Origin of the sequence: Lactobacillus jensenii DSM 20557 (genome assembly GCF_001436455.1) — a bacterium.
GTDB classification, from domain to species: domain Bacteria; phylum Bacillota; class Bacilli; order Lactobacillales; family Lactobacillaceae; genus Lactobacillus; species Lactobacillus jensenii.
Window position 1 is genome coordinate 22,294 of record NZ_AYYU01000007.1, and the last position, 24,593, is coordinate 46,886.

Below are 24,593 nucleotides of genomic sequence, written 5' to 3' on the forward strand. Positions count from 1 at the left end.
TTAAAAGTTTGGTGTAAAATTCAAGTTAACTGGTTCATCTAAAGCTACCGAAGTTAACTGATAAGTTAAAGTTTCAATATATTCAACTAGTGGTCTGCTTAAGAGCTTATAATCACTCTTTTCAAGATCTTGGCCATCCCCATAATAATCTTTTAAGAAAACAACCTGTGTAATTAGTCCAGAAACTGTAAATTCACCTGGATTAGGACTTACTTCAAATGGAACTGCAATTTCAAAATAGCTTCCACCTTCAGCTTCAAGCAAGTTACCTTCATCATCTTTTTGGGCTGCTTTTCTCAACGCAATATTAACTTCACTTTTAACATGATTTTCTTCATTCAAATCATAATGAAAATTTCTTACTAATACGGGAGTTTCTTTTGTAAATTCAACCATTTTATTCATCTCCTAGATTTCTTTCATATCGTTCATGTCTGTTGTAATCATCTTTTAACTTATCATTTTCATAATGATGACTCTTTTCAAGATGAGGGAAACCTTGTTGACGTAAAGCTTCCATAATCACCATGGCAGCTGAATTTGATAAGTTGTAAGCACGAATGTGGTTGGACATTGGAATTCGCAAATTGCGGTCATAATACTCTCTCATAAAAGTTTCTGGCAAACCAGTAGTTTCTTTACCGAAGACAAAATAATAATTCTTATTTTCATCTGTATAATCAACATCTGTGTATGACTTAGATGAAAACTTTGAAATTAAATACATTTCATCATTAGGTCCTAAAGTTTCCAAAAAGGCCTTCAAATCATCATGCTTATGAATTTCGACTTTATCCCAGTAATCCAGTCCTGCACGCTTCATTTTTTTATTATCAAGTTGAAATCCAAGTGGTTCAATTAAGTCTAAAACAGTTTCTGTTCCTGCACAGGTTCTAGCGATATTACCAGTATTAGCTGGCATAAGTGGTTCAAATAATACAATATGATTAGTCATTTTTATCTCCTAAATCTAACTTAGTTTGATTCTCTTTACCAATTTCAAACAAATCTTCGTCATTATAAAAGCGTGACACAGATTTAAAATAGTTAAAACTTCGTGATACAACAATTTTAACAACTGCATAGATTGGAATGCCAAAAATCACACCCCAAAGCCCCCAAACAGCACTGGCTCCAATTAAAAGGAGAATTGTTGTTATTGGATGCATTTTCATCTTGTTTCCAACAATAATTGGAGAAATAAATCGTGTTTCAATTGTTTGTTCAATTGCAAAAACAATCAATACATTAATTAGCATCCCCCAAGAAGTAATCGAAGCAATTATCAAAACAGGAATCAAGGCAATAAATGTACCAAAATAAGGGATTAATAGCATAAAAGCAGCCAAAACAGCCAAAGCACTCCCATATGGTAAACCAATTATATTATAGCCAATAGCATAAATAATACCGACCCAAACTGCTACAGTAATTTGGCCTCGAATATAGGCACTGATTGCTTCATTAATATCATGAAGTAATCTAGAAAAACTATCCTGCCATCTACGAGGAGCAAACTTAGTAAGATAACCATTTAATTGATGGCCATCTTTAAGCATATAAAATAAGACAAATGGTGCTGTCAACAAGGTCATAAAAATCATAGTAATTACGCTAACAGCAGATGAAATATTTGTTAACGCAGCAGTTCCAGTATCTTGCCAAGACTTAAAAAGAGTCTTTTCAATACTATCAATTACACTATTAATATTAGACTTAACACCTTTTAGATGTGGATCGTGTAGCAAATTCTGAATTGTTTTTACACTTGTATCCCAAATATTAGGCCAATTTTTAATTAAGGCATCAACTTGATTTTGAATAATTGGTAATAGTGAGTTAATAATCCAAATCAAAGCACCAAGTACTAGTAAAAATAATACTAAAATTGTTACTGTTCTTGGGACTTTTAGCTTTTGCTCAAAAAAATCCACAATTGGATTCATCATGTAATATTGTACCAAGGCTAAAAGCAATGGTGGTAAAATCGCACAAAAGAACATCCAAGCTGGATTTAAAATAAATGAAATCTGTTCAAATAAAAAAATTATCAGAAAGAACAGTAATATATTAAGTAAAAAAATTGTAAAACGATTATTCAAAAACCAATCTTTAAATAAAGTAGGCCGCTTCAAATTAGTCTTATTATCCATAAATTAACCCCTTTTTATGTCTAATCTAAATTTTAGCATAAATAAAACTCGCCTATCTTAAAATAAGCGAGTTTTTTAGCTATTTATTGATTCTAAAAAGCTTTTTTCTAGCTTCTTCAATCAAAATTAATGGTATTGGAATGAGACAAAGCATTATCCAATCACTGATACCTAAAACACCAGTATTGAAGATACCCTGAACTCCTGGAGTAACCGTTAAAATAATAAACAAAATTATTTCAAATAGAATTCCAGTCCAGATGTGAGGATTAATAAATAGACCTTTTTTAAATACTGATACCTTTTCAGTTCGACAATTAATAACATTTGCAATTTGACTAAAGACAATTGCCCCTAAGGTCATAGTTGTAGCTTTAATATAAATATCACCACTAGCTGCTAAATGTCCGAAGACTAAGCCAGCTTGTTTATTTACAAAGAAGTAAGCTGCAATTGAAACTAAAGCTTCAAGCAATCCATACCACAAGAATGCTTTAACTAGAACTCTTTTATTCAAAAGATGCTCATCTCGACTAATTGGTGCGCGCTTCATAACGTCTGGATCACTAGGCTCAGCCCCCAAGGCTAAAGCAGGAAGCATATCTGTTCCTAAATCAATTGTCAAAATTTGCATAACTGTTAGTGGTAGAGGTATCAATCCACCTGATAAAAGATATAGCACTGAAGGAATTGCTTCCGGAACATTTGAAGAAAGAATATATGTCAAGAATTTACGAATATTGCTATATACAGTTCTTCCTTCTTCAATCGCAGCAACAATTGAAGCAAAATTATCATCTGTCAAAATCATATTAGCAGCATCTTTGGCAACATCTGTACCACTAAGTCCCATTGCAATCCCAATATCAGCTCTCTTAAGCGCAGGAGCATCATTTACTCCATCACCAGTTGCTGCAACAACTTCACCATTCTCTTGGAAAGTCTTTACAATCTTGTATTTCTGTTCAGGCGCTACTCTAGCAAAGATAACTTCGTCTTTTAAAGCTTCACGTAATTCGCTATCAGACATTTCATCGAGTTCACGTCCATCAATTACGCGTGCTTTTTCAGAAGTTATCCCAATCTTAACTGCAACTGTTTTAGCAGTCAATTTAGAGTCACCCGTAACCATAACAACACGAATCTTGGCATCATGACAATGCTTAATTGCATCATAAATTTCTGGTCTTGGAGGATCACTCATTGTTACCAATCCGGCGAATACCAACTGACTCTCTGCAGTTTCAATTGTCAGATTAGAAATTGCATCATCATTTTTAATCTTCTTATATGCTAAACCCATGCTACGCAAACCTTGACGCGCATAATCTGCATTTAGTCGATCTAACTTTTGCTTATCTTCAGCTGTTAATGGTTTGACTTCACCATTAACTTGAACAAAGTTACAATCCTTAATTAAGTCACTGTAAGAGCCTTTAACCAAAACAGCTGCTTCACTATCGCTAATTTGGTTAACAGTAGACATTTTTTTACGTTCTGAATCAAATGGAAATTCTCTAAGACGTGGCTTCTTAACCATTTGTTTATGAATATCATAGCCTGCCTTTTGAGCCATAATTACTAAAGATGCTTCAGTTGGCGTTCCTAAAATCTTATTTTGGCCATCTTTATTTTCGATTGAAGTATCATTATCCAAAGAAGCTATCTCAGTAATAACTTTTAAATCTGGGTGTTCATCATACCAAAGTTGTTTACCATTTAATTCAACTTGTCCATTGTTAACATATCCATCACCAGTAACTTCAAATTCATCATTTAAAGTTCTAATATAGTGGATTGTCATTTGATTTTGAGTTAATGTACCAGTCTTATCAGAACAGATAACTGTTGTTTCACCCAACGTTTCTACTGAATTTAATTCTTTAACCAAGGCATGCTTTTTAGCCATTCTCTTAACACCTTGAGCTAAAGATAAAGTAACTGTTGGTAACAATCCTTCTGGAATAAATGCAACAATCATTCCTAAACTAAAAATAAAAGCTGCTCCAAAAGGTTGCTTTACAAAGAAAATTGATGCAATAAAGAAAAATAGTCCAATCGTAAAGGCAATGATTGAAATTTGCTTAGTCAATCGATTTAATTCACGAGTTAAAGGTGAATCTACTTTTTCCTGTTCTTGAGTCAAGTGGGCAATTTGTCCAAGCTCAGTATCCATCCCCGTACTAAAACAAATAGCTGTTGCAGTACCAGATACAGCTGTTGTACCTGAATAAACCATATTACTTTCAGCATATTTTCCTTCACCAGGATCAAAACTAGTCCTTTTACTTTCAGGAACTGATTCACCATTTAAGGCAGATTGGTCCACTTGCAAACTAGTTGCACTAATAATTCTAGCATCAGCTGGAACCTTGCTCCCTGCTTGAAGTGCAAAAACATCCCCTGGAACTATATGCTTAGCTTCAACTTGTTTTTTCTTACCATCGCGGTACACTTGCACATAACTTTCAAGCATTTTATTTAAAGCGTCTGTTGCCTTTTGTGCTTGTCGTTCTTGCCAAAAACTAAATGTCCCATTAATAATATTCACTAACCAAATAGCAATCCCTAATTCCATTGTTCCTGAAACAATCGCAATAAAACCAGAAATCCAAAGTAAGATTGCCATTAAAGTTGTGAAGTTTTTAATAAATGTTTGCCATTGACTTTGCTTAGGAGGCCGCTTTATTTCATTTAGACCATATTTTTCAAGTCTTTTTTCTGCTTCTTCTGAAGAAAGACCCTTACTAGATGAATTAAGTGTCTGATAAACGCTATCAATTTCACTTTGAGCATAAAGCTCGCGAATTTTCTTTTCGTCCACTTCATTCTCCTCTTTCTTAAATGTTACTTAACCATTTTAACTCAAAAAAATTAACTAGCAATGATATACTAATAAAAGTTCATGATGTGAATGGAGGGATTATATATGAAAGTTTTCATTGGAGGCTATACAAAAAAGACTTCAAAAGGTATTTATCAAGCTGATTTAACCATTAAAGATGGTCAAGCAAGTTTAGGGAACTTTACTAATTGTGTTGAATTAAATGGACCTACATATTTCAAAAAATGTGGTAATTATTTGTTCTCAATTGCCAAAAATAAAGATGAAGGTGGGATTAGCTTCTTTCAACTAAATCCAGTTAAATTAATAAACTCAGTTTTTCAACCTGGTGCTTCACCTGCTTATTTAGGAATCAACGAAGATAAGCATTTAGTTTATACAGCAAATTATCATACAGCTTATTTATCTGTATATCATTACGATAATGACGGCGTTAGTTTAGTTGATCAGGTTAAGCATGACAGTTTTAATTTGGGCCCTCGCCCAGAACAAAAAGATGGCGCTCATCCACACTTTTTTGATGAAACACCTTCAGGCAAGTTAGTTTCCTGTGATTTAGGTAATGACAGTGTCGACTTCTATGACTTAAAAGATGGTCATTTAGTTCATCTAGCACGTTATTTAAACGAAGCAGGATTTGGTAGTCGTCACATTGTATTTAATAAAGAAAATAATTACTTTTATGTTGCTGGTGAATTATCAAGCAAAATAAATGTCGTTAAATATAACGAAAAAACTTGGGAATTTGAAAATATAGCTACTTATAGAACTATTCCTGATGACTATACTGATCATAACGGTGTTGCAGCTATTAGAATGTCAAACGATGGGAAGTTCTTATATCTTTCTAATCGTGGCCACAATTCAATTACTGTATTTAAAATAAAAGCAGATCATACTTTAGAACTAGTGCAACGAATTTCAACATTTGGTGAATTTCCACGTGATTTCAACTGGGATAGTAGTGAAAAATGGGTTATCGCTACCAACCAAAATACAGACAATGCCACCTTATACGAAAGAAATAGCGAGATGGGAACATTAGCCGTAGTTCAAAAAGATGTCGCAGTTCCAGAAGGAACTTGCGTAGTATTTAGTAAGGAGTAGTTTATAATCAATGTTAATTAACATTATCAAGGCAATTATTTTAGGGATTATTGAAGGAATTACCGAATTTCTTCCAATATCTTCTACAGGACACTTATACTTAGCAAATTATGTTGTTAAGCTACAAGAAAATCAATCATTCATCGATATGTTTATGGTGGTTATCCAACTTGGAGCAATCTTAAGCATTATTGTCATTTACTTTAATAAGCTTAATCCATTTTCATTATCAAAAACCAAATTACAACGAGAAAACACTTGGAAACTTTGGATAAAAGTTGTCGTTGCTGTATTACCTTCAGTAATCATTGGTTTACCATTAAACGATTGGCTTGATGAACATATGACCAATTGGCAAGTAATCAGTGCTACCTTGATTATCTATGGGGTATTATTCATCTTACTTGAAAATTACTACAGAAACCGTGATTCTAAGTTAACTGATTTGAATAAAATCAGCTTCCAAATGGCATTTCTAATTGGGTGCTTCCAAGTCCTTTCATTAATTCCAGGGACATCACGTTCTGGTGCTACTATCTTAGGAGCTATGCTTTTGGGTGCTAGCCGTTATGTTTCAGCTGAATTTTCATTTTTCCTAGCAATTCCTACTATGTTTGGCGCTTCCTTATTAAAGATTGTCAAATATGTACACGCTGGACATACTTTTGTAGGAGATCAATTAGCAGTTCTTTTAGTTGGTATGATAGTTTCTTTTGTTGTTGCGTACCTTGCTGTTAAATTCTTACTTAAATTTATTCAAACTCACGACTTTAAGTCCTTTGGTTGGTATAGAATAGCTTTAGGTATTATAGTCATCTTAATTGGAGTTTTTGTAAAATAGTGAGGTGACCTAAATGTTCAATCTTTTATTAGTATTATTGATCATTTGGCTATTATTTAAGTTAGGGATTGGTTTATTTAAGATTCTTACTTTCCTATTAGGAATCATTGTAATCTTTTATATAGCATCCTTTATACTTCTCCCAATTCTGATTATTTTTATAATTGGATTAGGAATAACAACATTAAGCAAAGACTTTTTATAATAAAAAGTTGTAATTTGCAATGCCCCCGAAATTCGTATTCGAATTTCGGAGGTTTTTATGTAGAAATTATTTATAAAGAATGAATTAATCTTTGATACAGATTGAGGTTAGCAATATCAACATGAATTAGCTATGCAAGCTATTAAACACAGCATGACAAGAAAAAACTTTTCTATTCAATGATAGTTCTTTGCATACTTAAAAGAGGAACGATTTACTGTAAAGAAGATAATTAAAAGGATTGATTCTGATACGGTATCAGAATCAATCCTTAGTTGCATAATATCAATAAAGGAGCTATTTTGGTTGGATTACTATAATTTAATCTACCAATTTTTATCACTCTCATAATTATTCAACTCTTAAAAATAACAACTTATTCCTTGTCATTTTTCTTAAAAAATCCATGATAGCCAACAATCGAAGTAAAAATTAAAACTATAATTCCTAAAAGGGAAACTTCACTTTTTTGCAAACCAGTTTGGGGGAGTTTAGTTGCAAATTTTATAAAAGTTTGAGGAAATGTTATTGTTTTGAAAAGTATTTTTTTAATATTTGATTGAGTAATATTCGAAGTTGGGAGTGTCGAATTATAGTTAAAATTTAAATTATCTCTTGCGGCTGCATTATCATCTCTATTTCTATTTTCTAGATTCTTATTACTATTCACTACCTTTTTCATTATGGAATTTGAACTAGTCGTTGCACTAACATTTTGGCTAGTTAGATAACTCATACCCGCAAACAAAATTAAAGAAAAAACTATTATGGTAAACCTATTTAAAAGTTTTCTTACCATTTTTCTTCCTCCTTTAATTTTGTTATTTTTAGCTTAATCTGCTTTTTTGAAAAAAGTGTGAAGAAAGCACGAAAAAATAGCGGAATTTATAGCACTTACGTGCTATAAATTCCGCCACAAATCTGTCATATCTTGAGGATCACTAACTTCAACTATTTTCTCTTCATTAGTGAATGGGTCTGGAAAGCTCAAATGGGAGCAATTTAAGGCTTGTCTTGCGAAATTGTCATCTATTCCATATAGTTTATCTCCAAATAAAGGATGGCCAATATGAGCCATATGAACCCGAATCTGGTGCGTTCTTCCCGTAAAAAGTCTTAATTTAACTAAACTTGCTCCTTCTTTTTGAGCCAAAACTTCATACTGGGTTAAAGATTTTTGCCCATTAGGTATTACATAACGCTTAACACTATCATCAATCTTTCCAATTGGAGCATCAATCAAACCTGCTTGCTCTTCAGGATTAAAATTACTATGAACTATTGCATGATATTCTTTTACAAAAACATCTTTCTTTAATTCACTAAACTTGCTATGGGCAACTGCATTTTTTCCAACCAAAACTAAACCGCTAGTATCACGATCTAAACGCGTAACAATATGGGGCTTTAAAAAAGCTTGTTCTGAGCTTTTTTTCTTTGAAAAATAACCCATAACCCGATTAACAACCGCATCCCCATCTTCATACCTTGAAGGAATCGATAAAACATTAGCAGGCTTGTTTATTACTAAATAATTATCTGTTTCCAAGACAATTTCGATTGGTTTATTTGATGGTTTCAAGAATTCATTGACTTTTTCTTTTCCCATTACAAATAAAACTTCATCACCATTTTTTAACATAAAGTTAGTAAATCTGCGGCGGTGATTAACTAAAAGCATCCCTCCATTATGCTTGGCATTAACAATAACCTGCTTCGATAACTTCTTTTTACTCAAAAAAAGTCCCAATCGTTTGGGATCTTTTTCAGTCACTATATACTTAAAAATCTTCATTTAGCCGATAAATGCATCTCCTACTCTTGACCAAAAATGGTGATGACCAAACTTATCAAAGTGAATCCTTTTTTTAGAAATGCGATAAATAACGCGATTAACATGATCAACCGGAATTCGATGGCCATCAATTATCATAATTAAATTATGGCCATCATTAGGCAAAATTGTAATCCATTCATCTGGTGCAATAACGATTGGTGATCCGATAGTTCTAAAAACGCGATTATTAATTGAAGCTATCTCTGTCATTTGCAAGGCCTTTAAACGGGGATGAATTACCGCACCACCCAAAGCCTTACTATAAGCTGTTGAACCAGTTGGAGTCGAAACGCAAATCCCATCTCCTCTAAAGTTTTCAAACAATTCGCCCTTAATATAAATATTAGCAACTAAAGTTTTTGAAATTCGTTTTATACTTGCTTCATTTAAGGCTAAAAATCGCTCTTGTCTACCATCATCCATTACCAAAGTTAATTCTAACAGGGGATAACTTGAAGTAGATGGTGCTGTAGTACATAAAGCATCAACCATTTGATCAATATCATAATTTCGCCAATCTGTATAAAACCCTAAATGACCTGTGTGAACACCAATAAAGCGAACTGAATCAATCAGTTTTTCATATTTATGAAAAGCTGATAATAATGTACCATCTCCACCAACTGAGATAACAACATCTGGATGTTCTTCATCTAAACTTATCTTCTTTTCAGCTAATAATTTTTTTAAGTGTTCAACTACTTCAATAGTCTTTTTATGGCTATTATTGACAATTGCTACTTTCATTATTGTTCCTTGCCCTTGCTTTGATTAAATACCTTTTGGGCATCTTGCACTTCTTTACGAATAACACTCATTTCTTCATCAAGTTTATATGCGGCTTCTGCTGTTGATTTAAGTCTTTTAGAAACATCTTCAGGATATTTTCCTTGGTATTTATAACTTAAAGTATGTTCAACAGTTGCCCAGAAATTCATCGCTAAAGTTCTGATTTGAATTTCAGCAATTAAAGTTTTTTCTCCTTCTGGTAAAAAAACAGTGTATTTAATGACCATATGATATGACCGATAGCCGGATGGCTTAGCAGCATGAATATAATCACGCTCTTCGACCACTTCCATATCACTACGTTCATGAATTAAGTCAACAACCTTATAAATATCATCCACGAATTGACACATGATTCGGATGCCAGCAATATCTTGCATATCTGTTTCAATAACTTCTGGACTAATTATTCGTCGTTGCATCTTTTCTTTAATGGAGTCGACAGTTTTCACACGGCCAACTACAAATTCAATTGGTGAATGTTCACCACGAGTCAAAAAGCCTTGCCTAAGGCTTCTAAACTTGACCTTTAATTCTTGTACGGCCTCGTTATATGGCCATAAAAAGGTCTCCCAATCAGTCATGCTCATTGCCCTCCTCATATTTTCTCAAACACAATTATTCTAACATACCCCAGCAGCTTTCTCACAATATAAAACTAGATAGCTGTATAATAAAAACAAAGGAGTGACATCATGAGTAAAAATCGAGAAATTGAATCGAAAACATTATTAGAAAAAGCTGTTTTTTCTGCTATTTTAAGGTCCTTTCCTAGCAAAACAAGCTTTACTCAAACAAATTATTATTTTGATAATGACCAAAAAACTTTAAAAAATAATAAAATCAGTCTGCGAATTCGACTATATCCTGATAAAGCTGAACAAACTATGAAAGTACCTGCTAAAAAACTTCGTCAGGAAAACTACCATGAAGTTATTGAAATTAATGATAATCTTTCTCTTAAAGTCGCACAGGAAATCGTCGAAAATAGTTTAAATGGTGGGGTAACAATATTTGGACACAATTGTGGTACTTACCTTTCTAACAACTTTCCAGATATTTGCCAAGATTTAACGATATTTTCTTATTCTAAGACTACTCGCCATCTATTAACAGGTCCTAATAACTGTGAACTAACACTTGATGAAACTTCATACCCTGATGGCTATCGAGATTTTGAACTAGAAATAGAAAATGATAATCCTGAATTAATCAAGCAAACTTTAAATACCTTACTTCGGCAATTTAACTTTCATCTCAATCAAAAAAATACTAATCAAAGTAAAATCGCCAGGGCTAGCCTACATAAAAAATAGGCAAAAAAATAGCATAATGCCCATACATTCGCTAAAATATAGATGAATAAAATTTGTTGGAGGCTTGGAAACCATGTTTGAAGTTTTTATGTTTGTTAATCCAATTGGCACATGTTGCTATCAAACAGAACAAACAATTATGAAAACCATGAAAGAGGCAGATGCTATCACTCGCTACCATCTGATTCCTTTAGCAAATATGAAAACAATTCAGAGTGACTTAATTAGAAAGCATAAGTGTCCTACTAACTTAGAGACATATAATCATGCAAGTGAAGAAACGTTTACCGCTTTAAAGGACTACCATGCTATTAAAATGGCTTACGGTAACAAATTAGCTAGAAAATACTGCCTAGCAGTACAACACAATATTAATGATCTTAATAAAGAATATGATACTAATTTGTTTCAAGACTTGGTAGAAGAATTCGGCCTTTCTCTTTCAAAAATCAAAAGTGCCCAGATGTCAGCATATTTAAGTGAATCCATTGCTGCTGATGAACGCTTAGCACAAAAATGGCACATAACCGATACACCAACAACTGTCATCTTTAATGATGAAGATGAAAATAGTGGCTTAATTGTTGAAGGTCATTTACTTCACGATGAGCTTTTACAAATTATTAATGGTAATGAAAGTCCTGATTTTAATGAACTTTCAGCATCACTCATTAAACTTCATTCAACTAATTTACGTTTATTATAAAAACAGCAACCTAAATGCAGGTTGCTGTTTTTGTTATATATTCTTCTACACTAGTTCTCATCCCTGGACTACGCCAGCTATTAAATAAGTAATCGGGTAAATCATTAAGGGAAATTCTGCGTAAATATAACTGTTCAGCAATTCTCGTACCCAATTTTGTTTGCATCTGAACTTGCTTTAATAAATAACTTTTTTGATTATTTTTATTTAATTGATACTGGATAAATTGTGGCTTATATTGCCATAATTTACTTATTCCGACTTCGTCAATTCTAAAACGTTTAACTTGATACCTAATCTTCCTTGTTAAAGGTTCTTGCAAAATTTGATATTTTAAGGTTAGAAGTTCCCGTTCACTATCAATTTCTAAGTAATAAAAGCCCCACTTTTGGTTAAATCTCAAAAAAATCGTTTGTCGTTGATTTAAATAGTTCGATAAATAATGGCATCGGCCTACAATCCAAATATCAATTATCCCTTCTTTCTTGTATAAACCATGACGATGGGCGAATTCCATTTCAGAAAGTGGTGCACATTGAATTTCAAATGCTAACTGTGAATTTACAAGAATATCCGCTCGCAGTTCACCCTTGGCCAATGGAACCTCTTCTTTAGCTGGAAAACCGGCAGCAACTAAGGCTGTCTTTAAGTTAATTTTTCCACGATAATGCTCTTCTTTTTCCCCTTGTTGCCCCACTTGACCAACCTGATGTTTAAAAAATGGTAGTCTTTTTTCTGATAAGACTAAAATAACTTTTTTCCTACATCGCGGGCAAAAATATTTTTCTTGGTTTAAGGAAGTGATTTTATTCTGAACCCTCGCTTCCTCAGCTCTGGCTAAAACTAATTTATTATTTAAAAGTGCTGCATACATAATAATCCTCCTGATTTTATGTACACAAAAAAGAGGCCAAATTTTCGGCCTCTTTTAATTATTTAAAATAAGATAATAAATCAGCTAATGCATCTTGTTTAATCAAGCATTTCCCATTATTTTTAAATAAATTAAGCGTCTTGTTATCTGCTACAGTACCAAACTCAAGGCATACTGACCAGACACTACCTGAATCAATATCTTCATCACTACCTAAGTTATTCATTTGTAATAAATAGTGATCTTTAAAAGTATAAAGACTCGCCGCTACTTTATCTGTCGGTAAACTATCCGCCAACTGGACTACTTGATCAATATCGGAAAATAAGAAATTAGCTTGATTACTTACTTCCTTGGTTACACTATCTTTATCATAATTTTCAGAAATGCCCAACCCCTTATTAAGTCTTTCAATTGGGTCAGAATTACTTTCTCGACTATTGTTTCCCATTCCTAATAGATTACCAAGTTGTTTTTGAATATTATCAGCATCAGCTTTATTATATTTTGTTATTAATAAATCTAGGCCACCTTCATTAGGCATAACTTGGAAAGTAACTGGTTGATTATCTCCGGCAAAAGAGTGATCCGTATCTACCTCGCGCAAGATGGAATAGAAAAAGTCTTGGATTTCACTTTTATTTCCAAGTAAATCTAGCATCCTAATGCCACGACTTTTTAATTCTTCTGAGTCCATGTGCACTCGAATAGTATTTTCATTTATTTTCTCTACTTGCACTATAATCCCTCCTTTGTACTAGAATATTGTAACCTAAATTGCCAATAAAATAAAAACGTTAGCCGAAGCTAACGTAATTTTTAAAGGTCAGCTAACTTTTGGGCCTTAGCTAACTCTAAGCGACGTACCTTTCTTGGTAAGAAACGTCTAATTTCATCATCATTATAACCTACTTGAAGTCGACGATCATCCATAATAATTGGACGTCGTAACAAGCTTGGATTCTTTTCAACAAGATCTAAAAGCTGATCAATTGAAAGATCATCCAAATTCACATGTAATTCTTGGAAAGCTTTAGAGCGTGTTGAAATAATTTCTTCAGTTCCATTTTCAGTTAAACGAAGAATATTAACAATATCTTCTTTAGTCAATGGTTCTGAAAAGATGTTTCTTTCTTTGAAAGGAATATCGTGTTTTTTAAGCCATGCTCTTGCCTTACGACACGAAGTACAACTAGATGAAACATATAAATTAATCATTTACGTCACGCTCCTTAAATAATATAACATCATTTCTTCCTGTGTAATTTATTATACACTATCACCTTAGTTTTATAAAGTTAATATTTACTTAATATTCTTAAAACCTTATATTGTTATTCTTTATTCTATAAAATTATTATATCAATTATTTTTGAAGAAAGTGTGAATTTACAAAAAAATAAAAAGAGTCTACAAGAGACTCTTTTTATTCTTAACCTAAATTAAGCTTGTTCATCAAATCTTCTACTAACTTCTTATTATCATCATTAGTCAAAGATTCATTAATTGCTTTATCTACCAAGCCTTCTAAATCCTTAGTATCAAGCTTCTTCATTTGGCTTCTGATACGTAAGATTGAAGTAGCACTCATTGAGTATTCATCAAGACCCATTGCTAAAAGAAGTGGGAACATTACTGAATCACCAGCTGCTTCACCACACATACCACACCAAATTCCGTTATCATGAGCAGCATCAATAGTGTGCTTAATCAAACGAAGAAGTGAAGGGTTGTAAGGTTGATACAAGTATGAAACATGTTCATTACCACGGTCAGCAGCAAATGTGTATTGAATCAAGTCGTTAGTACCGATTGAGAAGAAATCAACTTCCTTAGCAAATTGATCTGCAAGTACAGCAGCTGCTGGTACTTCAATCATCATACCTACTTGAATATCATCACCAATCTTAACGCCATCTTTAACAAGCTTTTCTTTTTCTTCGTTGAAGATAGCCTTAGCCTTGTGAAGTTCAGCTAAAGTACCGATCATTGGGAACATGATACCCAAACGACCATAAGCAGAGGCACGAAGCAAAGCTCTTAATTGAGTACGGAAGATTTGATCTTCCTTAAGAGAAATTCTAATTGCCCGGTAACCTAAGAATGGGTTCATTTCTTCAGGAAGTGGTAAGTATGGTAAGTGCTTATCCCCACCAATATCCATAGTACGAATAACAACTTGCTTACCATTCATACCTTCAATGACCTTCTTGTAAGCTTCAAATTGGTCATCTTCTGAAGGAAGTTCGCTAGAGTTCATGTACAAGAATTCAGTTCTGTACAAACCAACTGCTTCAGCGCCGTTTTCTAATACACCAGCCATATCATCTGGAGTACCAATATTAGCAGCAATTGTGAAATGCTTACCATCTTTTGTAACTGATGGCGCATCTTTCAATTTCTTCCATTCAGCCTTTTGCTTCAAGAAGGCTTCACCCTTCTTCTTGTAGTCCGCAACTTCTTCATCAGAAGGTTCAATTACTGCTAAACCATCTAAACCATCAACTACTAAAAGTTGACCATCTTTAATGTCGCTAGTAATTGAGTCAGTACCAACAACTGCTGGTAATTCCAATGAACGTGCCATAATTGCTGAGTGAGCGGTACGACCACCGATATCTGTTACAAAGCCTTTTACATAATCCTTGTTCAATTGTGCAGTATCACTTGGAGTTAAGTCATGAGCAACAACTACTACTTCATGATCAATAGCTGCTGGATTTGGCAAATTCTTACCAAGTAAATGAGCCATAATTCGCTTAGAAACATCACGAATATCAGCAGCACGTTCTTTCATGTATTCATTGTCAGTCATGCTTTCAAAGATTGTAATGAACTTTTGACTTGTTTCATCAAGTGCAAATTCACTGTTTACCTTTGAATCCTTAATTTCTTGCTTAATTGCCCCAATATATTCAGGATCATTAAGAATTAATAAATGCGCTTCGAAAACTTGAGCTTCTTCTTCACCCAAGTTTTCTTTAGCAATATCACGAACACTTTCAACATCGTGAATAGAAGTTTCTACAGCCTTTTCAAAGCGAGCAACTTCTTGTTCTACATCATCGACTGAAGCTTTAGTAAAAGAAAGATCTGGCTCAACTAAACGATACGCAGGAGCAACTGCAATACCGTCACTAGCTGCAATACCCTTTAAAGTCTTTGTCATTATTCAGCTAAGCCTTCCTTTTTCATAGTGTCGCTGATTGCTTCAATTGCTTCGGCAGCGTCATCACCTTCAGCTGAAATAGTAACATCAGCATCTTTACCAACACCAAGTGACATAACACCCATGATTGACTTAAGGTTTACGCTCTTGCCGTTAAATTCCAAGTTAACATCTGAGCTAAACTTAGAAGCAGCTTGAACTAATAAAGTAGCTGGACGTGCGTGAATACCTGTTTCTGCAATAATGTGAAAATCGCGTTTTTCCATAGTTAAAAGTCTCCTTAATAATTCATTTTTAAAATACCCGTACGATATTAAGAGTAACATGTTTATAAGTTTAATACAACAATAATGTAAATGCTTTCAACCTTATTCATTACTATTTGAAGCAGTGTAGATAATTGCACCACCTCTAAGGGCACGTCCCTTGATATAAGTCCTTTTTCCAAAAGCTCGTAGAGCCTGTTGAAAAGCAAAAGCATCCTTAGCTTCTATCTTATATTCTGTTAATTCCCCATCAACTAATTGATTTAAGATACTCTCGTAATCCATTTTTTCACCAGCTTCTATAAATTCTGATAATAAAGTTTCTATAATGAACCCCTGCTATTTTAACTAGAGAAAAATACTTTGGCAAATCAAGAGCTTAGCACTTGACTAGTTAGAGTGCTAAAACTACAATTTAAGTAAAGTTAAGGGAAAGGCGGTATATAAATGTTATGCCAAAATTGTCATGAACGCCCTGCCTCCATTCACCTTTACACTAAGGTAAATGGCGAAAGTCGTTCACTTGATTTATGCCAAAAGTGCTACCAAGAATTTCGTGCCAGTCAAGGTGGAAATCTTGGTAACGATAATATAAATAATGATAATTACGATAATAATGAAAATCCAAATATGGGAGATTTATTTGGGAATTTTAACAACTTATTCGGCTCTATGAATAGTGCTAGTGCAAGTCAAATGCAAAATCCTAAAGGCCCAGGTCGTGGCGGAAATGGGAACAGTATTTTAGACCAATATGGGACAGATTTAACTGCTCTAGCTAAGCAAGGTAAAATCGATCCAGTAATTGGACGAGACAAAGAAATTGCTCGTGTAATTGAAATCTTGAACCGAAGAACCAAAAATAATCCAGTTCTAATTGGTGAAGCTGGTGTTGGTAAAACTGCTGTTGTAGAAGGTTTAGCCCAAGAAATTGTTGATGGCAGCGTCCCTGCCAAACTTCAAAATAAGCGGATTGTTTCTCTTAATATCGTTTCAATGGTCCAAGGTACAGGTGTCCGCGGTCAATTTGAACAGAGAATGCAACGCCTCATTAAGGAATTGCAAAGTAATCCAGATTTGATCCTATTTATTGATGAGATTCACCAAATTGTTGGAGCTGGTAATGCCGAAGGTGGCATGGATGCCGGCAACATTATTAAGCCAGCCCTCGCCCGTGGTGACTTCCAATTGGTAGGAGCAACTACTATTAAAGAATATCGTGAAATCGAAAAAGATTCAGCTCTTGCTCGACGCTTTCAACCAGTAGAAGTTAAAGAACCCAGTGTAGATGAAACGATTAAGATTTTACATGGTATCCAAAAACGCTACGAAGACTACCACCATGTCCACTACACTGATAGTGCAATTGAAAGTGCAGTTAAGCTTTCATCACGTTATATCCAAGATCGTTATCTTCCTGACAAGGCAATTGACTTACTTGATGAAGCTGGTTCAAGAATGAACTTAACAATTCCTTTTGTTGATAAAGAAAAGATCAAAGAAAGAATTGATGCTGCTCAACAATTAAAGCAAGATGCCTTAAAGAATGAAGATTACGAAAAAGCTGCCTACTATCGTGACCAAATCGAAAAATATGACAAGATGAAAGATCAAAAAGTTGATCCTGATAAATCTCCTGTCATTACCGACAAAATTATGAATAAGATTGTCGAAGAAAAGACCGGCATCCCCGTTGGCGATATTCAAAAGCAAGAAGAAAATCAATTACAAAACTTGGCTAGTGACTTAAAAGCTAAAGTTATCGGACAAGATAAGGCCGTTGAACAAGTTGCTCGCGCAATTCGCCGCAACAGAATTGGGTTTAACAAGTCAGGTCGTCCAATTGGATCATTCTTATTTGTTGGACCAACTGGTGTTGGTAAAACTGAACTTGCTAAGCAAGTGGCTTTAAAGATGTTCGGTTCAACTGATGCCATGATTCGCTTCGATATGTCAGAATATATGGAACAATATTCAGTTTCTAAATTAATTGGTTCTGCACCAGGATATGTCGGTTACGAAGAAGCTGGTCAATTAACTGAACGTGTTCGTCACAATCCATATAGCTTAATTTTACTTGACGAAATTGAAAAGGCTCACCCTGATGTCTTAAACCTCTTCTTGCAAATTTTAGATGATGGGCGTTTAACTGATTCTCAAGGTCGAACTGTTTCATTCAAGGATACAATCATTATTATGACTTCTAATGCTGGTCAAGGTATTAAGAATGCCAGTGTTGGATTTACTGCCGAAGCAAATCCAAGTAAAGAATCAACTCGTTCATCTATGAGTCAATTCTTTAAACCAGAATTTTTAAATCGTTTAGATGATGTCATCGAATTCAATCCACTCTCTAAAGAAGACCTTCTCAAGATTGTTGACTTAATGATTGCTAAAACCAATAGCATGATTAGCGATCAAGGCTTGCATATTGATGTTACTGATGCAGCTAAAGAAAAATTAGTAAAAGAAGGTTACGAACCAAGTCTTGGTGCAAGACCTTTACGTCGAACAATCCAAGAAGAGATTGAAGACAAAGTTGCCGACTTTAAACTTGATCACGCCGATGTTAAAAACTTTATTGCTGATTTAGCTAACGATGAGATTACTATTTCAGCAAAGGAAGACTAAAAAATTAAAGCACCTAAAGGTGCTTTTTTTATGACTGAATTAAAAGTTTTAGAGTATACTATAATTAGAAATGATATAGAAAGACGCAGGTGAAAATAATGCATTTAATCGACGTTACAAATACTTATTCTGACTTAGTTCAAAATCAACTAAATTCGACTAGCGCACAATACATTAAAGTTTATTCTCTTGGTAATTCTTCAGTTGTTTACACTGAAACCGATTCTGATATCGAAATAGTTATTGAAAATCATGATCGCAAAATCAAAGATGAAGAAGTTGAATTCTTGATTCGTCGTCTAATTCATGATGACCGTAGTTATGACATTACAATTGATAAGACAAAAAAGATTATCGCAATCACCTGCAAAAAATAATCAATTAAAGTAAAAAAGTTCAGTTGATTAACTTCAATGTGAAGTATCAACTGAACTTTTTTTATTCAAAATTCCAAATATTTTCTAAATAGAATTCTTCACCTGCTAACAAAGTAATTGCTGATACGTCACTTCCAGAAACCGGTGGATATTGACATTCAAGTGCAACTCCGGCAAATTTATCAATATTATTGGCAATTCCAGTCTTATTAAAATGATTAGCTGTATAAACCACCACACTTGGAGCGGTTGTTTTAACAGTAACTGCGTGCTCCGCAGTTTCTAGTTTTGCAGCAAAATCAGATCCATTATTTAACAAAAATGGATGATTAAGTCCACCTTCAGCTAATATTTGACTATCATCACTATTAATCACGTTAGCTAATTTTTGGCCATTACGAAAATCAAAAGCTGTTTTATCCACACTTTGCCAGCCCTTATAAGGTAAGTGTTCATTATCAAGTGGCTTAAAGTAATCAGCTGCAATAGTTAAAGTCGTATCAGAAATATTATTCGGTTGATCGAGAGCAAAATAAGTATGATTAGTCGGATTAAATAGGGTGGTTTCATCTGACAATGCTCTAATCTGATATTTTAATTGATTATTATTGTTCAAAATATATTTAACTTTTACTTTTACATTACCAGGATATGAATTGTGTTCTGCTGGATCCAAATAAATAAAAGTAACCTCTATTTCTTTAGAAGACTTCTTGAATTGGAAATTATAAACTTGCTGGTCAAGCCCATCAATACCACCATGAATATGATTTTTTTCTTCATTCATTGCTAGAACTACTTTTTTATTGCCCAAGTTCCAAGTATGACCATGAATTCTTCCAACTATTCTTCCAACAGTTCCCCCTAAAAAATTACGCTCTTTACTATAATCTAAGCGACTTGGTAAAGACAGAACCATATTCTGTAACCCGGCTTTGCTTGGCATTAATACTTTCTCTAAAGTAGCTCCATAATTCAATAGCTTTACAACTAATCCTTGATTATTTATTAAAGTAAATTCATATAAATTTTTTTCTAGATACTGACCGTATTTTTCAATTTTAATTTCCATAGCTTTCACCTATTCTACACAGTTAAAAACTATATTTTTTCACAGAAGCGCTTAAAAGCAGCCATCCCTACCTTATCTCGTTTGAAGACTCCAGCATCTTCTAAAACTCGTGCAAAGACCTTACCAACAGCCACTTGTAACTGAGCATCAGCATTAGTTTCATTCCAAGAATATTCTTGACTCAATTCATCAGCCCATGTCTTATGAATTGGATTAAGCTGGTTAGGTTGATTCAACAAATATTTTTTCACTTCATTAAGTTCAGACTTCAATCTTGCTGGCAAAATTGCCCGTCCCATTACTTCTATCAAACCAATATTTTCTTTTTTAATATGTTGAACATCAGCATGGGGATGAAAAATGCCATCTGGATACTTATCACTAGTTTGATTATCCCGTAAAACCAAGTCTAATTGATATTTTCCGGCTACTTTTTGAGCAATCGGCGTAATAGTATGATGTTTAATTCCATTAGTTACGGCTCTAACATTAACTTTTTCATCAGTATAATTAGCCCAAATTTTTCTGATATGCTCTGCAGCGTTAATTAGCTCACCTTTATCACTACTAACTAAACGAATTACGCTCATTGGCCACTTAACAATTCCAGCTTTAACATCAGGATAATCAGATAAGTTTAATTCCGTTTCTATCTTAGCCTTAGCCATTGGAAATACGTGCCGTCCGCCTTGATAATGTTCATGAGAAAGCATTGATCCGCCAACAATTGGTAAATCAGCGTTTGATCCCACAAAATATTCTGGAAACATATCAATAATTGCAAGTAAGTTACTAAAAGTCGTTTGATTAATTACCATTGGTTCATGCTTTTCATCAAGAAAAATTGCATGTTCATTAAAGTAAGCATATGGCGAATATTGAAATCCCCAAACTTTACCACCTAATAAAAATCTGATGATTCGATGATTTGCTCTTGCTGCAAAGTTATTTCTACCAGCATAACCTTCAGTTTCCATACATAATGCACAAGCTGGATAACCTGCATTTTTTAACTTAGCTGCAGCTGCAATGTCTTTAGGATCTTTTTCTGGCTTAGACATATTAATTGTTATTTCTAAATCACCATATTCAGTTTTAGCAGGAAAAACAATATTTTTAGCAATCGCTCTTGTTTGAATATAATTATTAGCCTTGCTCAAATTGAAAAACCAATCAGTAGCCCTCTTTGCACCAGCTTGATATTTATCCCAAAATACATGGTTCACTTGACTAGGACTAGGCGTAGCTAAATCCATAATTTGAGCCTCTAAAATTTGTTTAGCAGATAAAGTATCTGCTATCTTTTTATTAGTTACAGCTACTTCTACTAATGAATCAAGATTCTTTAAAAAGTCCTCTGCCGCAGGTAAATTAAGTGCTTCATCACCAACCAAACTCAATAAATGATTAGTAAGGTAAATTTTATCCATTTCAGAATAATTAGGATTCAAACTTAAAATAAGTTCAATTTGTTTTTCAATTGCTGTCAATTACGATCACCAAAACCTTCCGGATTATTTTCATGCCATTTCCAAGCTGTTTCAATTATTTTCTCAATATTATCAAATTTCGGTTTCCAACCTAATATTTTTTTAGCCTTTTCTGAACTTGCAATTAACGTGCTAGGATCTCCTGACCTTCTAGGTCCAATGCTGGCTGGAATTTCTTTATCAGTTACCTTTCGTGCAGCTTGTAAGATTTCCATATTTGAAAAGCCAGTTGCTGACCCCAAATTAAAAGCAGTAGATGAATTTCCAGCTTCTAGATATTTCAAGGCTAAAACATGAGCATCCGCTAAGTCTAAAACATGGACATAGTCACGGACATTAGTTCCATCTTTAGTTGGATAATCATTACCAAAAATTTGTAAATTTAATCTTTTACCAGCTGCAACCTGTAAAATAATTGGTATTAAGTGTGTTTCCGGACTATGATCTTCACCAATTGAAGCATCAGGCATCGCACCAGCTACATTGAAGTAACGCAATGCAATAAACTTCAAACCATCCGCTAAATCAGCCCAATGCATTATTTTCTCCATGGCTAATTTACTTTCACCATAAGCATTAGTTGGAATTTGAGGATCTGTTTCTTTAATCGGAATTTGCTTTGGCTCTCCATAAGTCGCAGCAGTTGATGAAAAGACAATTCTTTTTATTCCAAATTGCTTCATCGCTTCAAGCAATGTAACCATTCCGCAAGTATTATTATCAAAATACTTAAGAGGATTTTTCATTGATTCAGGGACCACAGAAAAAGCTGCAAAATGAACTATTCCGTCTACTTTTTCTTGGCTAAAAACTGAACTTAAAAACTTAAAATCTCGAATATCGCCTTGATAAAATCTTGCACGTCTATCGACTGCTTTTCGGTGTCCCGTAATTAAATTATCTAACACGATAACATCTTCACCAGCAGCTAATAATTGTTTAACAGTATGAGAGCCGATGTAGCCAGCTCCTCCTAAAACAGCAATCGCCATATTATCTCCTTAAAAATACTTAACTCAATTGTTTAGCACCATCTGCAATATTTGCAACATAGAAGTGTGCATCATAACCAATCTTTTCCCGATAAATTCTTCCAACTTTATTAATAAAGTTTTCAACATTATCACGATTGACGATAGCAATTGCACAGCCACCAAAACCAGCACCGGTCATCCTTGCTCCTAAAACGCCTTCTTGTTTTAAAGCTGCCGTTACTAATGTATCTAATTCTTTACCAGTTACCTCATAATCATAGGCAAGTGATACTCCTGAAGCAGAAATTAATTTACCAAACTCTTTTAAACTTCCTGCTTGCAAAGCTTTAGCTGCATTTAAAGTTCGTACGTTTTCAAAAACAGCATGTCTTGCACGTTTAATTAAAGTTGGATCATAAATTAAATAAGTATTTTCATCAAATTCATCTTCAGTTAAATCGCCTAAACTAGAAATACTTAAATCTTTTTGAAGTCGTGCTAAAGCTTCCTCACATTCACTACGTCGTTCATTATATTTTGAATCTACTAACTCCCGACGCTTATTAGTATTCATAATAACGATTACGTTATCACCCATCTCAACTGGTAAATACTCATACTTCATCGTATTTGTATCAAGCAACATCGCTTGGTTTTCTTTACCCATTTCAATCGCAAACTGGTCCATAATTCCCGACTTTACGCCGATATAATCATTTTCAACTTTTACTCCAAACTTAACTAATTCAATTGGAGCGAAATTACCTGCAAACAATTCATTTAAAATAGTTGCTACTAGCATTTCTAGAGATGCAGAACTTGATAAACCGGCTCCATCAGGTAGATTACCACTAATGTAAACATCTAATCCATGACTATATTCTAAACCAGCTGCCTGCATAACTTGGGCTATTCCTTGGAAATAATCTGTCCACAGTCCTTGCTTTTCTTTAGTTAAGTCAGCAAAAGCGATTTTTACAACGCCAACATCTGGAAAATTATCAGAATAAAGCAAAAAGGCATCTTGATTATTAGACCCTACAGCTGCATAAGTTCCCAGCGTAATAGCGCATGGAAAAACATGCCCACCATTATAGTCTGTATGTTCGCCAATCAAGTTAACTCTACCTGGCGCAAAAAAAGCATGTTCTGCTTCTTTACCAAATTGCTCAATAAACCCCTTTTTAACATTAGTACTTTTCATTCGTTTTCTCCTCGAGAAATAAAAAAGACCGCAAATTATCCACTCAAACCGGTGCACAATCTGCAGTCTTGCCTAATTAAATAGTTACAATCTACAATTTTATCTACAATATAATTATATCATATATCACAGCAATTGTAAGCGCTATTAATTTTTACTTATTTTTTGTACCCATTCTCCAGCACATCCCATAAATTAATAAGATTATTACTCCCCAAATGTAAGCTAATTTTGTAGAAATCGTATAATTTAAATCTAAAGAATAAATATAGATCATTGCAAAACTTAAAACTAATCCACAAACAAGCATTGCTGGTCTTACAATTTTAGTTTTGCTCATATCTTTACTTAAATTAGCCATAGCGATTCCTTGTCCCAATAATGGAATCAAACCATAAAAAAGCAGTAACTCCAAGAAGACTGAGCTAGGCTTATAGGAAGGCAATATTAAAGACGCACTAATTAATATAAATTCTAAAGCGATAATAATACCAGCTTGCTTCTTATTAAGATTTGAAGCCCAAGAAGCTGTTAATATAATAGTTACAACTAGTGCAAACATATACAATGTAAAAAGTAAATGTTGTAAAGGATTATTAGGTGTGTACTGACGTAAGTATGTTGTCAACTTTAGTTGAACAAAAAATGCTAAAGCCGCATAAATTAAATTCGGTAATTTAGTTTTCATGGTAGTAACCCTTTCTACGTATATAAATAAAACTAGCCTTCACCCTTTA

Annotated in this window: 25 protein-coding genes; 6 read left to right on the plus strand and 19 right to left on the minus strand. The window is 33.8% G+C overall.

Features of this window, described 5'->3' with window-relative positions; genetic code table 11:
* The 4 genes from FC45_RS03040 to FC45_RS03055 all read right to left on the minus strand — a co-directional run bounded on the left by FC45_RS03040 (position 1) and on the right by FC45_RS03055 (position 4,977).
* Complete coding sequence (locus FC45_RS03040) at positions 1–405, minus strand: DUF1149 family protein (RefSeq protein ID WP_006585007.1); 405 nt, start codon at positions 403–405, stop codon at positions 1–3.
* Positions 398–955, minus strand: coding sequence for a tRNA (cytidine(34)-2'-O)-methyltransferase (locus FC45_RS03045; RefSeq protein WP_006585008.1), 558 nt, complete (start codon positions 953–955; stop codon positions 398–400). The genes FC45_RS03040 and FC45_RS03045 overlap by 8 nt, the downstream gene beginning before the upstream one ends.
* Positions 948–2,153 (minus strand): AI-2E family transporter, encoded by a 1,206-nt coding sequence (locus FC45_RS03050; protein ID WP_006587955.1) that lies wholly within the window; start codon positions 2,151–2,153, stop codon positions 948–950. Before FC45_RS03050 ends, FC45_RS03045 begins: the two co-directional genes overlap by 8 nt.
* A gap of 79 nt (positions 2,154–2,232) precedes the next feature.
* On the minus strand, positions 2,233–4,977 hold the full coding sequence (locus FC45_RS03055; protein ID WP_006587956.1) for a cation-translocating P-type ATPase: 2,745 nt from the start codon (positions 4,975–4,977) through the stop codon (positions 2,233–2,235).
* Between the two features lie 105 nt (positions 4,978–5,082).
* Between FC45_RS03055 and FC45_RS03060 the strand changes: the two genes are divergently transcribed.
* Positions 5,083–6,105, plus strand: coding sequence for a lactonase family protein (locus FC45_RS03060; RefSeq protein ID WP_006587957.1), 1,023 nt, complete (start codon positions 5,083–5,085; stop codon positions 6,103–6,105).
* Between the two features lie 10 nt (positions 6,106–6,115).
* Positions 6,116–6,946, plus strand: a complete 831-nt coding sequence (locus tag FC45_RS03065; RefSeq protein ID WP_006585009.1) for an undecaprenyl-diphosphate phosphatase — start codon at positions 6,116–6,118, stop codon at positions 6,944–6,946.
* Positions 6,947–7,527: 581 nt separating this feature from the next.
* Here FC45_RS03065 and FC45_RS03075 read toward each other — a convergent pair.
* The 4 genes from FC45_RS03075 to yjbM all read right to left on the minus strand — a co-directional run bounded on the left by FC45_RS03075 (position 7,528) and on the right by yjbM (position 10,361).
* The gene (locus FC45_RS03075; protein WP_006587958.1) at positions 7,528–7,950 is read right to left on the minus strand and encodes an LPXTG cell wall anchor domain-containing protein; all 423 of its coding nucleotides are present in this window, start codon (positions 7,948–7,950) and stop codon (positions 7,528–7,530) included.
* Positions 7,951–8,052: 102 nt separating this feature from the next.
* Positions 8,053–8,946: an RluA family pseudouridine synthase gene (locus FC45_RS03080; RefSeq protein WP_006585012.1), complete on the minus strand. Its 894-nt coding sequence runs from the start codon at positions 8,944–8,946 to the stop codon at positions 8,053–8,055.
* Positions 8,947–9,735 (minus strand): NAD kinase, encoded by a 789-nt coding sequence (locus tag FC45_RS03085; protein ID WP_006588473.1) that lies wholly within the window; start codon positions 9,733–9,735, stop codon positions 8,947–8,949. It abuts the gene before it with no gap.
* Positions 9,735–10,361 (minus strand): GTP diphosphokinase, encoded by a 627-nt coding sequence (gene yjbM, locus FC45_RS03090; protein WP_006585014.1) that lies wholly within the window; start codon positions 10,359–10,361, stop codon positions 9,735–9,737. Before yjbM ends, FC45_RS03085 begins: the two co-directional genes overlap by 1 nt.
* A 111-nt stretch (positions 10,362–10,472) precedes the next feature.
* Between yjbM and FC45_RS03095 the strand changes: the two genes are divergently transcribed.
* Positions 10,473–11,093, plus strand: coding sequence for a CYTH domain-containing protein (locus tag FC45_RS03095; RefSeq protein WP_006587960.1), 621 nt, complete (start codon positions 10,473–10,475; stop codon positions 11,091–11,093).
* Positions 11,094–11,166: 73 nt separating this feature from the next.
* Complete coding sequence (locus FC45_RS03100) at positions 11,167–11,799, plus strand: DsbA family protein (RefSeq protein ID WP_006585016.1); 633 nt, start codon at positions 11,167–11,169, stop codon at positions 11,797–11,799.
* 10 nt (positions 11,800–11,809) lie between these two features.
* Here FC45_RS03100 and FC45_RS03105 read toward each other — a convergent pair whose 3' ends face one another.
* From FC45_RS03105 to FC45_RS03130, 6 genes are all read right to left on the minus strand, one after another.
* Positions 11,810–12,673 carry a competence protein CoiA gene (locus FC45_RS03105; RefSeq protein ID WP_006587961.1) on the minus strand — a complete coding sequence of 288 codons (864 nt, stop codon included), beginning with the start codon at positions 12,671–12,673 and terminating at the stop codon, positions 11,810–11,812.
* A gap of 58 nt (positions 12,674–12,731) precedes the next feature.
* Positions 12,732–13,412 (minus strand): adaptor protein MecA, encoded by a 681-nt coding sequence (locus FC45_RS03110; RefSeq protein WP_006585017.1) that lies wholly within the window; start codon positions 13,410–13,412, stop codon positions 12,732–12,734.
* 80 nt (positions 13,413–13,492) lie between these two features.
* Positions 13,493–13,891, minus strand: a complete 399-nt coding sequence (gene spxA, locus FC45_RS03115; protein WP_006585018.1) for a transcriptional regulator SpxA — start codon at positions 13,889–13,891, stop codon at positions 13,493–13,495.
* Positions 13,892–14,105: 214 nt separating this feature from the next.
* Positions 14,106–15,842: a phosphoenolpyruvate--protein phosphotransferase gene (gene ptsP / locus FC45_RS03120; RefSeq protein ID WP_006585019.1), complete on the minus strand. Its 1,737-nt coding sequence runs from the start codon at positions 15,840–15,842 to the stop codon at positions 14,106–14,108.
* Positions 15,842–16,108 carry a phosphocarrier protein HPr gene (locus FC45_RS03125; RefSeq protein ID WP_006587962.1) on the minus strand — a complete coding sequence of 89 codons (267 nt, stop codon included), beginning with the start codon at positions 16,106–16,108 and terminating at the stop codon, positions 15,842–15,844. The genes ptsP and FC45_RS03125 overlap by 1 nt, the downstream gene beginning before the upstream one ends.
* A 102-nt stretch (positions 16,109–16,210) precedes the next feature.
* Positions 16,211–16,393, minus strand: a complete 183-nt coding sequence (locus FC45_RS03130; RefSeq protein ID WP_006585021.1) for a hypothetical protein — start codon at positions 16,391–16,393, stop codon at positions 16,211–16,213.
* 162 nt (positions 16,394–16,555) lie between these two features.
* Here FC45_RS03130 and FC45_RS03135 point away from each other — a divergent pair, with 162 nt between their 5' ends.
* Positions 16,556–18,739: an ATP-dependent Clp protease ATP-binding subunit gene (locus tag FC45_RS03135; RefSeq protein WP_006588475.1), complete on the plus strand. Its 2,184-nt coding sequence runs from the start codon at positions 16,556–16,558 to the stop codon at positions 18,737–18,739.
* A gap of 98 nt (positions 18,740–18,837) precedes the next feature.
* Positions 18,838–19,116, plus strand: coding sequence for a DUF1827 family protein (locus FC45_RS03140; protein ID WP_006587964.1), 279 nt, complete (start codon positions 18,838–18,840; stop codon positions 19,114–19,116).
* Positions 19,117–19,177: 61 nt separating this feature from the next.
* Here FC45_RS03140 and FC45_RS03145 read toward each other — a convergent pair whose 3' ends face one another.
* The 5 genes from FC45_RS03145 to FC45_RS03165 all read right to left on the minus strand — a co-directional run bounded on the left by FC45_RS03145 (position 19,178) and on the right by FC45_RS03165 (position 24,544).
* Positions 19,178–20,188, minus strand: coding sequence for an aldose epimerase family protein (locus tag FC45_RS03145; protein ID WP_006587965.1), 1,011 nt, complete (start codon positions 20,186–20,188; stop codon positions 19,178–19,180).
* Between the two features lie 29 nt (positions 20,189–20,217).
* Positions 20,218–21,678 (minus strand): UDP-glucose--hexose-1-phosphate uridylyltransferase, encoded by a 1,461-nt coding sequence (locus tag FC45_RS03150; protein WP_006585023.1) that lies wholly within the window; start codon positions 21,676–21,678, stop codon positions 20,218–20,220.
* Positions 21,675–22,670 carry a UDP-glucose 4-epimerase GalE gene (galE, locus tag FC45_RS03155; RefSeq protein WP_006587966.1) on the minus strand — a complete coding sequence of 332 codons (996 nt, stop codon included), beginning with the start codon at positions 22,668–22,670 and terminating at the stop codon, positions 21,675–21,677. Before galE ends, FC45_RS03150 begins: the two co-directional genes overlap by 4 nt.
* A 19-nt stretch (positions 22,671–22,689) precedes the next feature.
* Positions 22,690–23,856 (minus strand): galactokinase, encoded by a 1,167-nt coding sequence (locus tag FC45_RS03160; RefSeq protein WP_006585025.1) that lies wholly within the window; start codon positions 23,854–23,856, stop codon positions 22,690–22,692.
* A 154-nt stretch (positions 23,857–24,010) separates the two neighbouring features.
* Positions 24,011–24,544 carry a hypothetical protein gene (locus FC45_RS03165; protein ID WP_006585026.1) on the minus strand — a complete coding sequence of 178 codons (534 nt, stop codon included), beginning with the start codon at positions 24,542–24,544 and terminating at the stop codon, positions 24,011–24,013.
* Positions 24,545–24,593 lie beyond the last annotated feature (49 nt).

What these genes read in the sequence shown, in the direction of transcription:
- FC45_RS03080 (WP_006585012.1), bottom strand. Translation starts at nt 8,946, where the DNA reads ATGAAGATTTTTAAGTATATAGTGACTGAAAAAGATCCCAAACGATTG.
- FC45_RS03060 (WP_006587957.1), top strand. Translation starts at nt 5,083, where the DNA reads ATGAAAGTTTTCATTGGAGGCTATACAAAAAAGACTTCAAAAGGTATT.
- FC45_RS03100 (WP_006585016.1), top strand. Translation starts at nt 11,167, where the DNA reads ATGTTTGAAGTTTTTATGTTTGTTAATCCAATTGGCACATGTTGCTAT.
- FC45_RS03095 (WP_006587960.1), top strand. Translation starts at nt 10,473, where the DNA reads ATGAGTAAAAATCGAGAAATTGAATCGAAAACATTATTAGAAAAAGCT.
- ptsP (WP_006585019.1), bottom strand. Translation starts at nt 15,842, where the DNA reads ATGACAAAGACTTTAAAGGGTATTGCAGCTAGTGACGGTATTGCAGTT.
- FC45_RS03140 (WP_006587964.1), top strand. Translation starts at nt 18,838, where the DNA reads ATGCATTTAATCGACGTTACAAATACTTATTCTGACTTAGTTCAAAAT.
- spxA (WP_006585018.1), bottom strand. Translation starts at nt 13,891, where the DNA reads ATGATTAATTTATATGTTTCATCTAGTTGTACTTCGTGTCGTAAGGCA.
- FC45_RS03045 (WP_006585008.1), bottom strand. Translation starts at nt 955, where the DNA reads ATGACTAATCATATTGTATTATTTGAACCACTTATGCCAGCTAATACT.
- FC45_RS03125 (WP_006587962.1), bottom strand. Translation starts at nt 16,108, where the DNA reads ATGGAAAAACGCGATTTTCACATTATTGCAGAAACAGGTATTCACGCA.
- FC45_RS03050 (WP_006587955.1), bottom strand. Translation starts at nt 2,153, where the DNA reads ATGGATAATAAGACTAATTTGAAGCGGCCTACTTTATTTAAAGATTGG.
- FC45_RS03165 (WP_006585026.1), bottom strand. Translation starts at nt 24,544, where the DNA reads ATGAAAACTAAATTACCGAATTTAATTTATGCGGCTTTAGCATTTTTT.
- FC45_RS03040 (WP_006585007.1), bottom strand. Translation starts at nt 405, where the DNA reads ATGAATAAAATGGTTGAATTTACAAAAGAAACTCCCGTATTAGTAAGA.
- FC45_RS03160 (WP_006585025.1), bottom strand. Translation starts at nt 23,856, where the DNA reads ATGAAAAGTACTAATGTTAAAAAGGGGTTTATTGAGCAATTTGGTAAA.
- FC45_RS03085 (WP_006588473.1), bottom strand. Translation starts at nt 9,735, where the DNA reads ATGAAAGTAGCAATTGTCAATAATAGCCATAAAAAGACTATTGAAGTA.
- FC45_RS03145 (WP_006587965.1), bottom strand. Translation starts at nt 20,188, where the DNA reads ATGGAAATTAAAATTGAAAAATACGGTCAGTATCTAGAAAAAAATTTA.
- FC45_RS03065 (WP_006585009.1), top strand. Translation starts at nt 6,116, where the DNA reads ATGTTAATTAACATTATCAAGGCAATTATTTTAGGGATTATTGAAGGA.
- FC45_RS03105 (WP_006587961.1), bottom strand. Translation starts at nt 12,673, where the DNA reads ATGTATGCAGCACTTTTAAATAATAAATTAGTTTTAGCCAGAGCTGAG.
- FC45_RS03130 (WP_006585021.1), bottom strand. Translation starts at nt 16,393, where the DNA reads ATGGATTACGAGAGTATCTTAAATCAATTAGTTGATGGGGAATTAACA.
- FC45_RS03135 (WP_006588475.1), top strand. Translation starts at nt 16,556, where the DNA reads ATGTTATGCCAAAATTGTCATGAACGCCCTGCCTCCATTCACCTTTAC.
- galE (WP_006587966.1), bottom strand. Translation starts at nt 22,670, where the DNA reads ATGGCGATTGCTGTTTTAGGAGGAGCTGGCTACATCGGCTCTCATACT.
- yjbM (WP_006585014.1), bottom strand. Translation starts at nt 10,361, where the DNA reads ATGACTGATTGGGAGACCTTTTTATGGCCATATAACGAGGCCGTACAA.
- FC45_RS03075 (WP_006587958.1), bottom strand. Translation starts at nt 7,950, where the DNA reads ATGGTAAGAAAACTTTTAAATAGGTTTACCATAATAGTTTTTTCTTTA.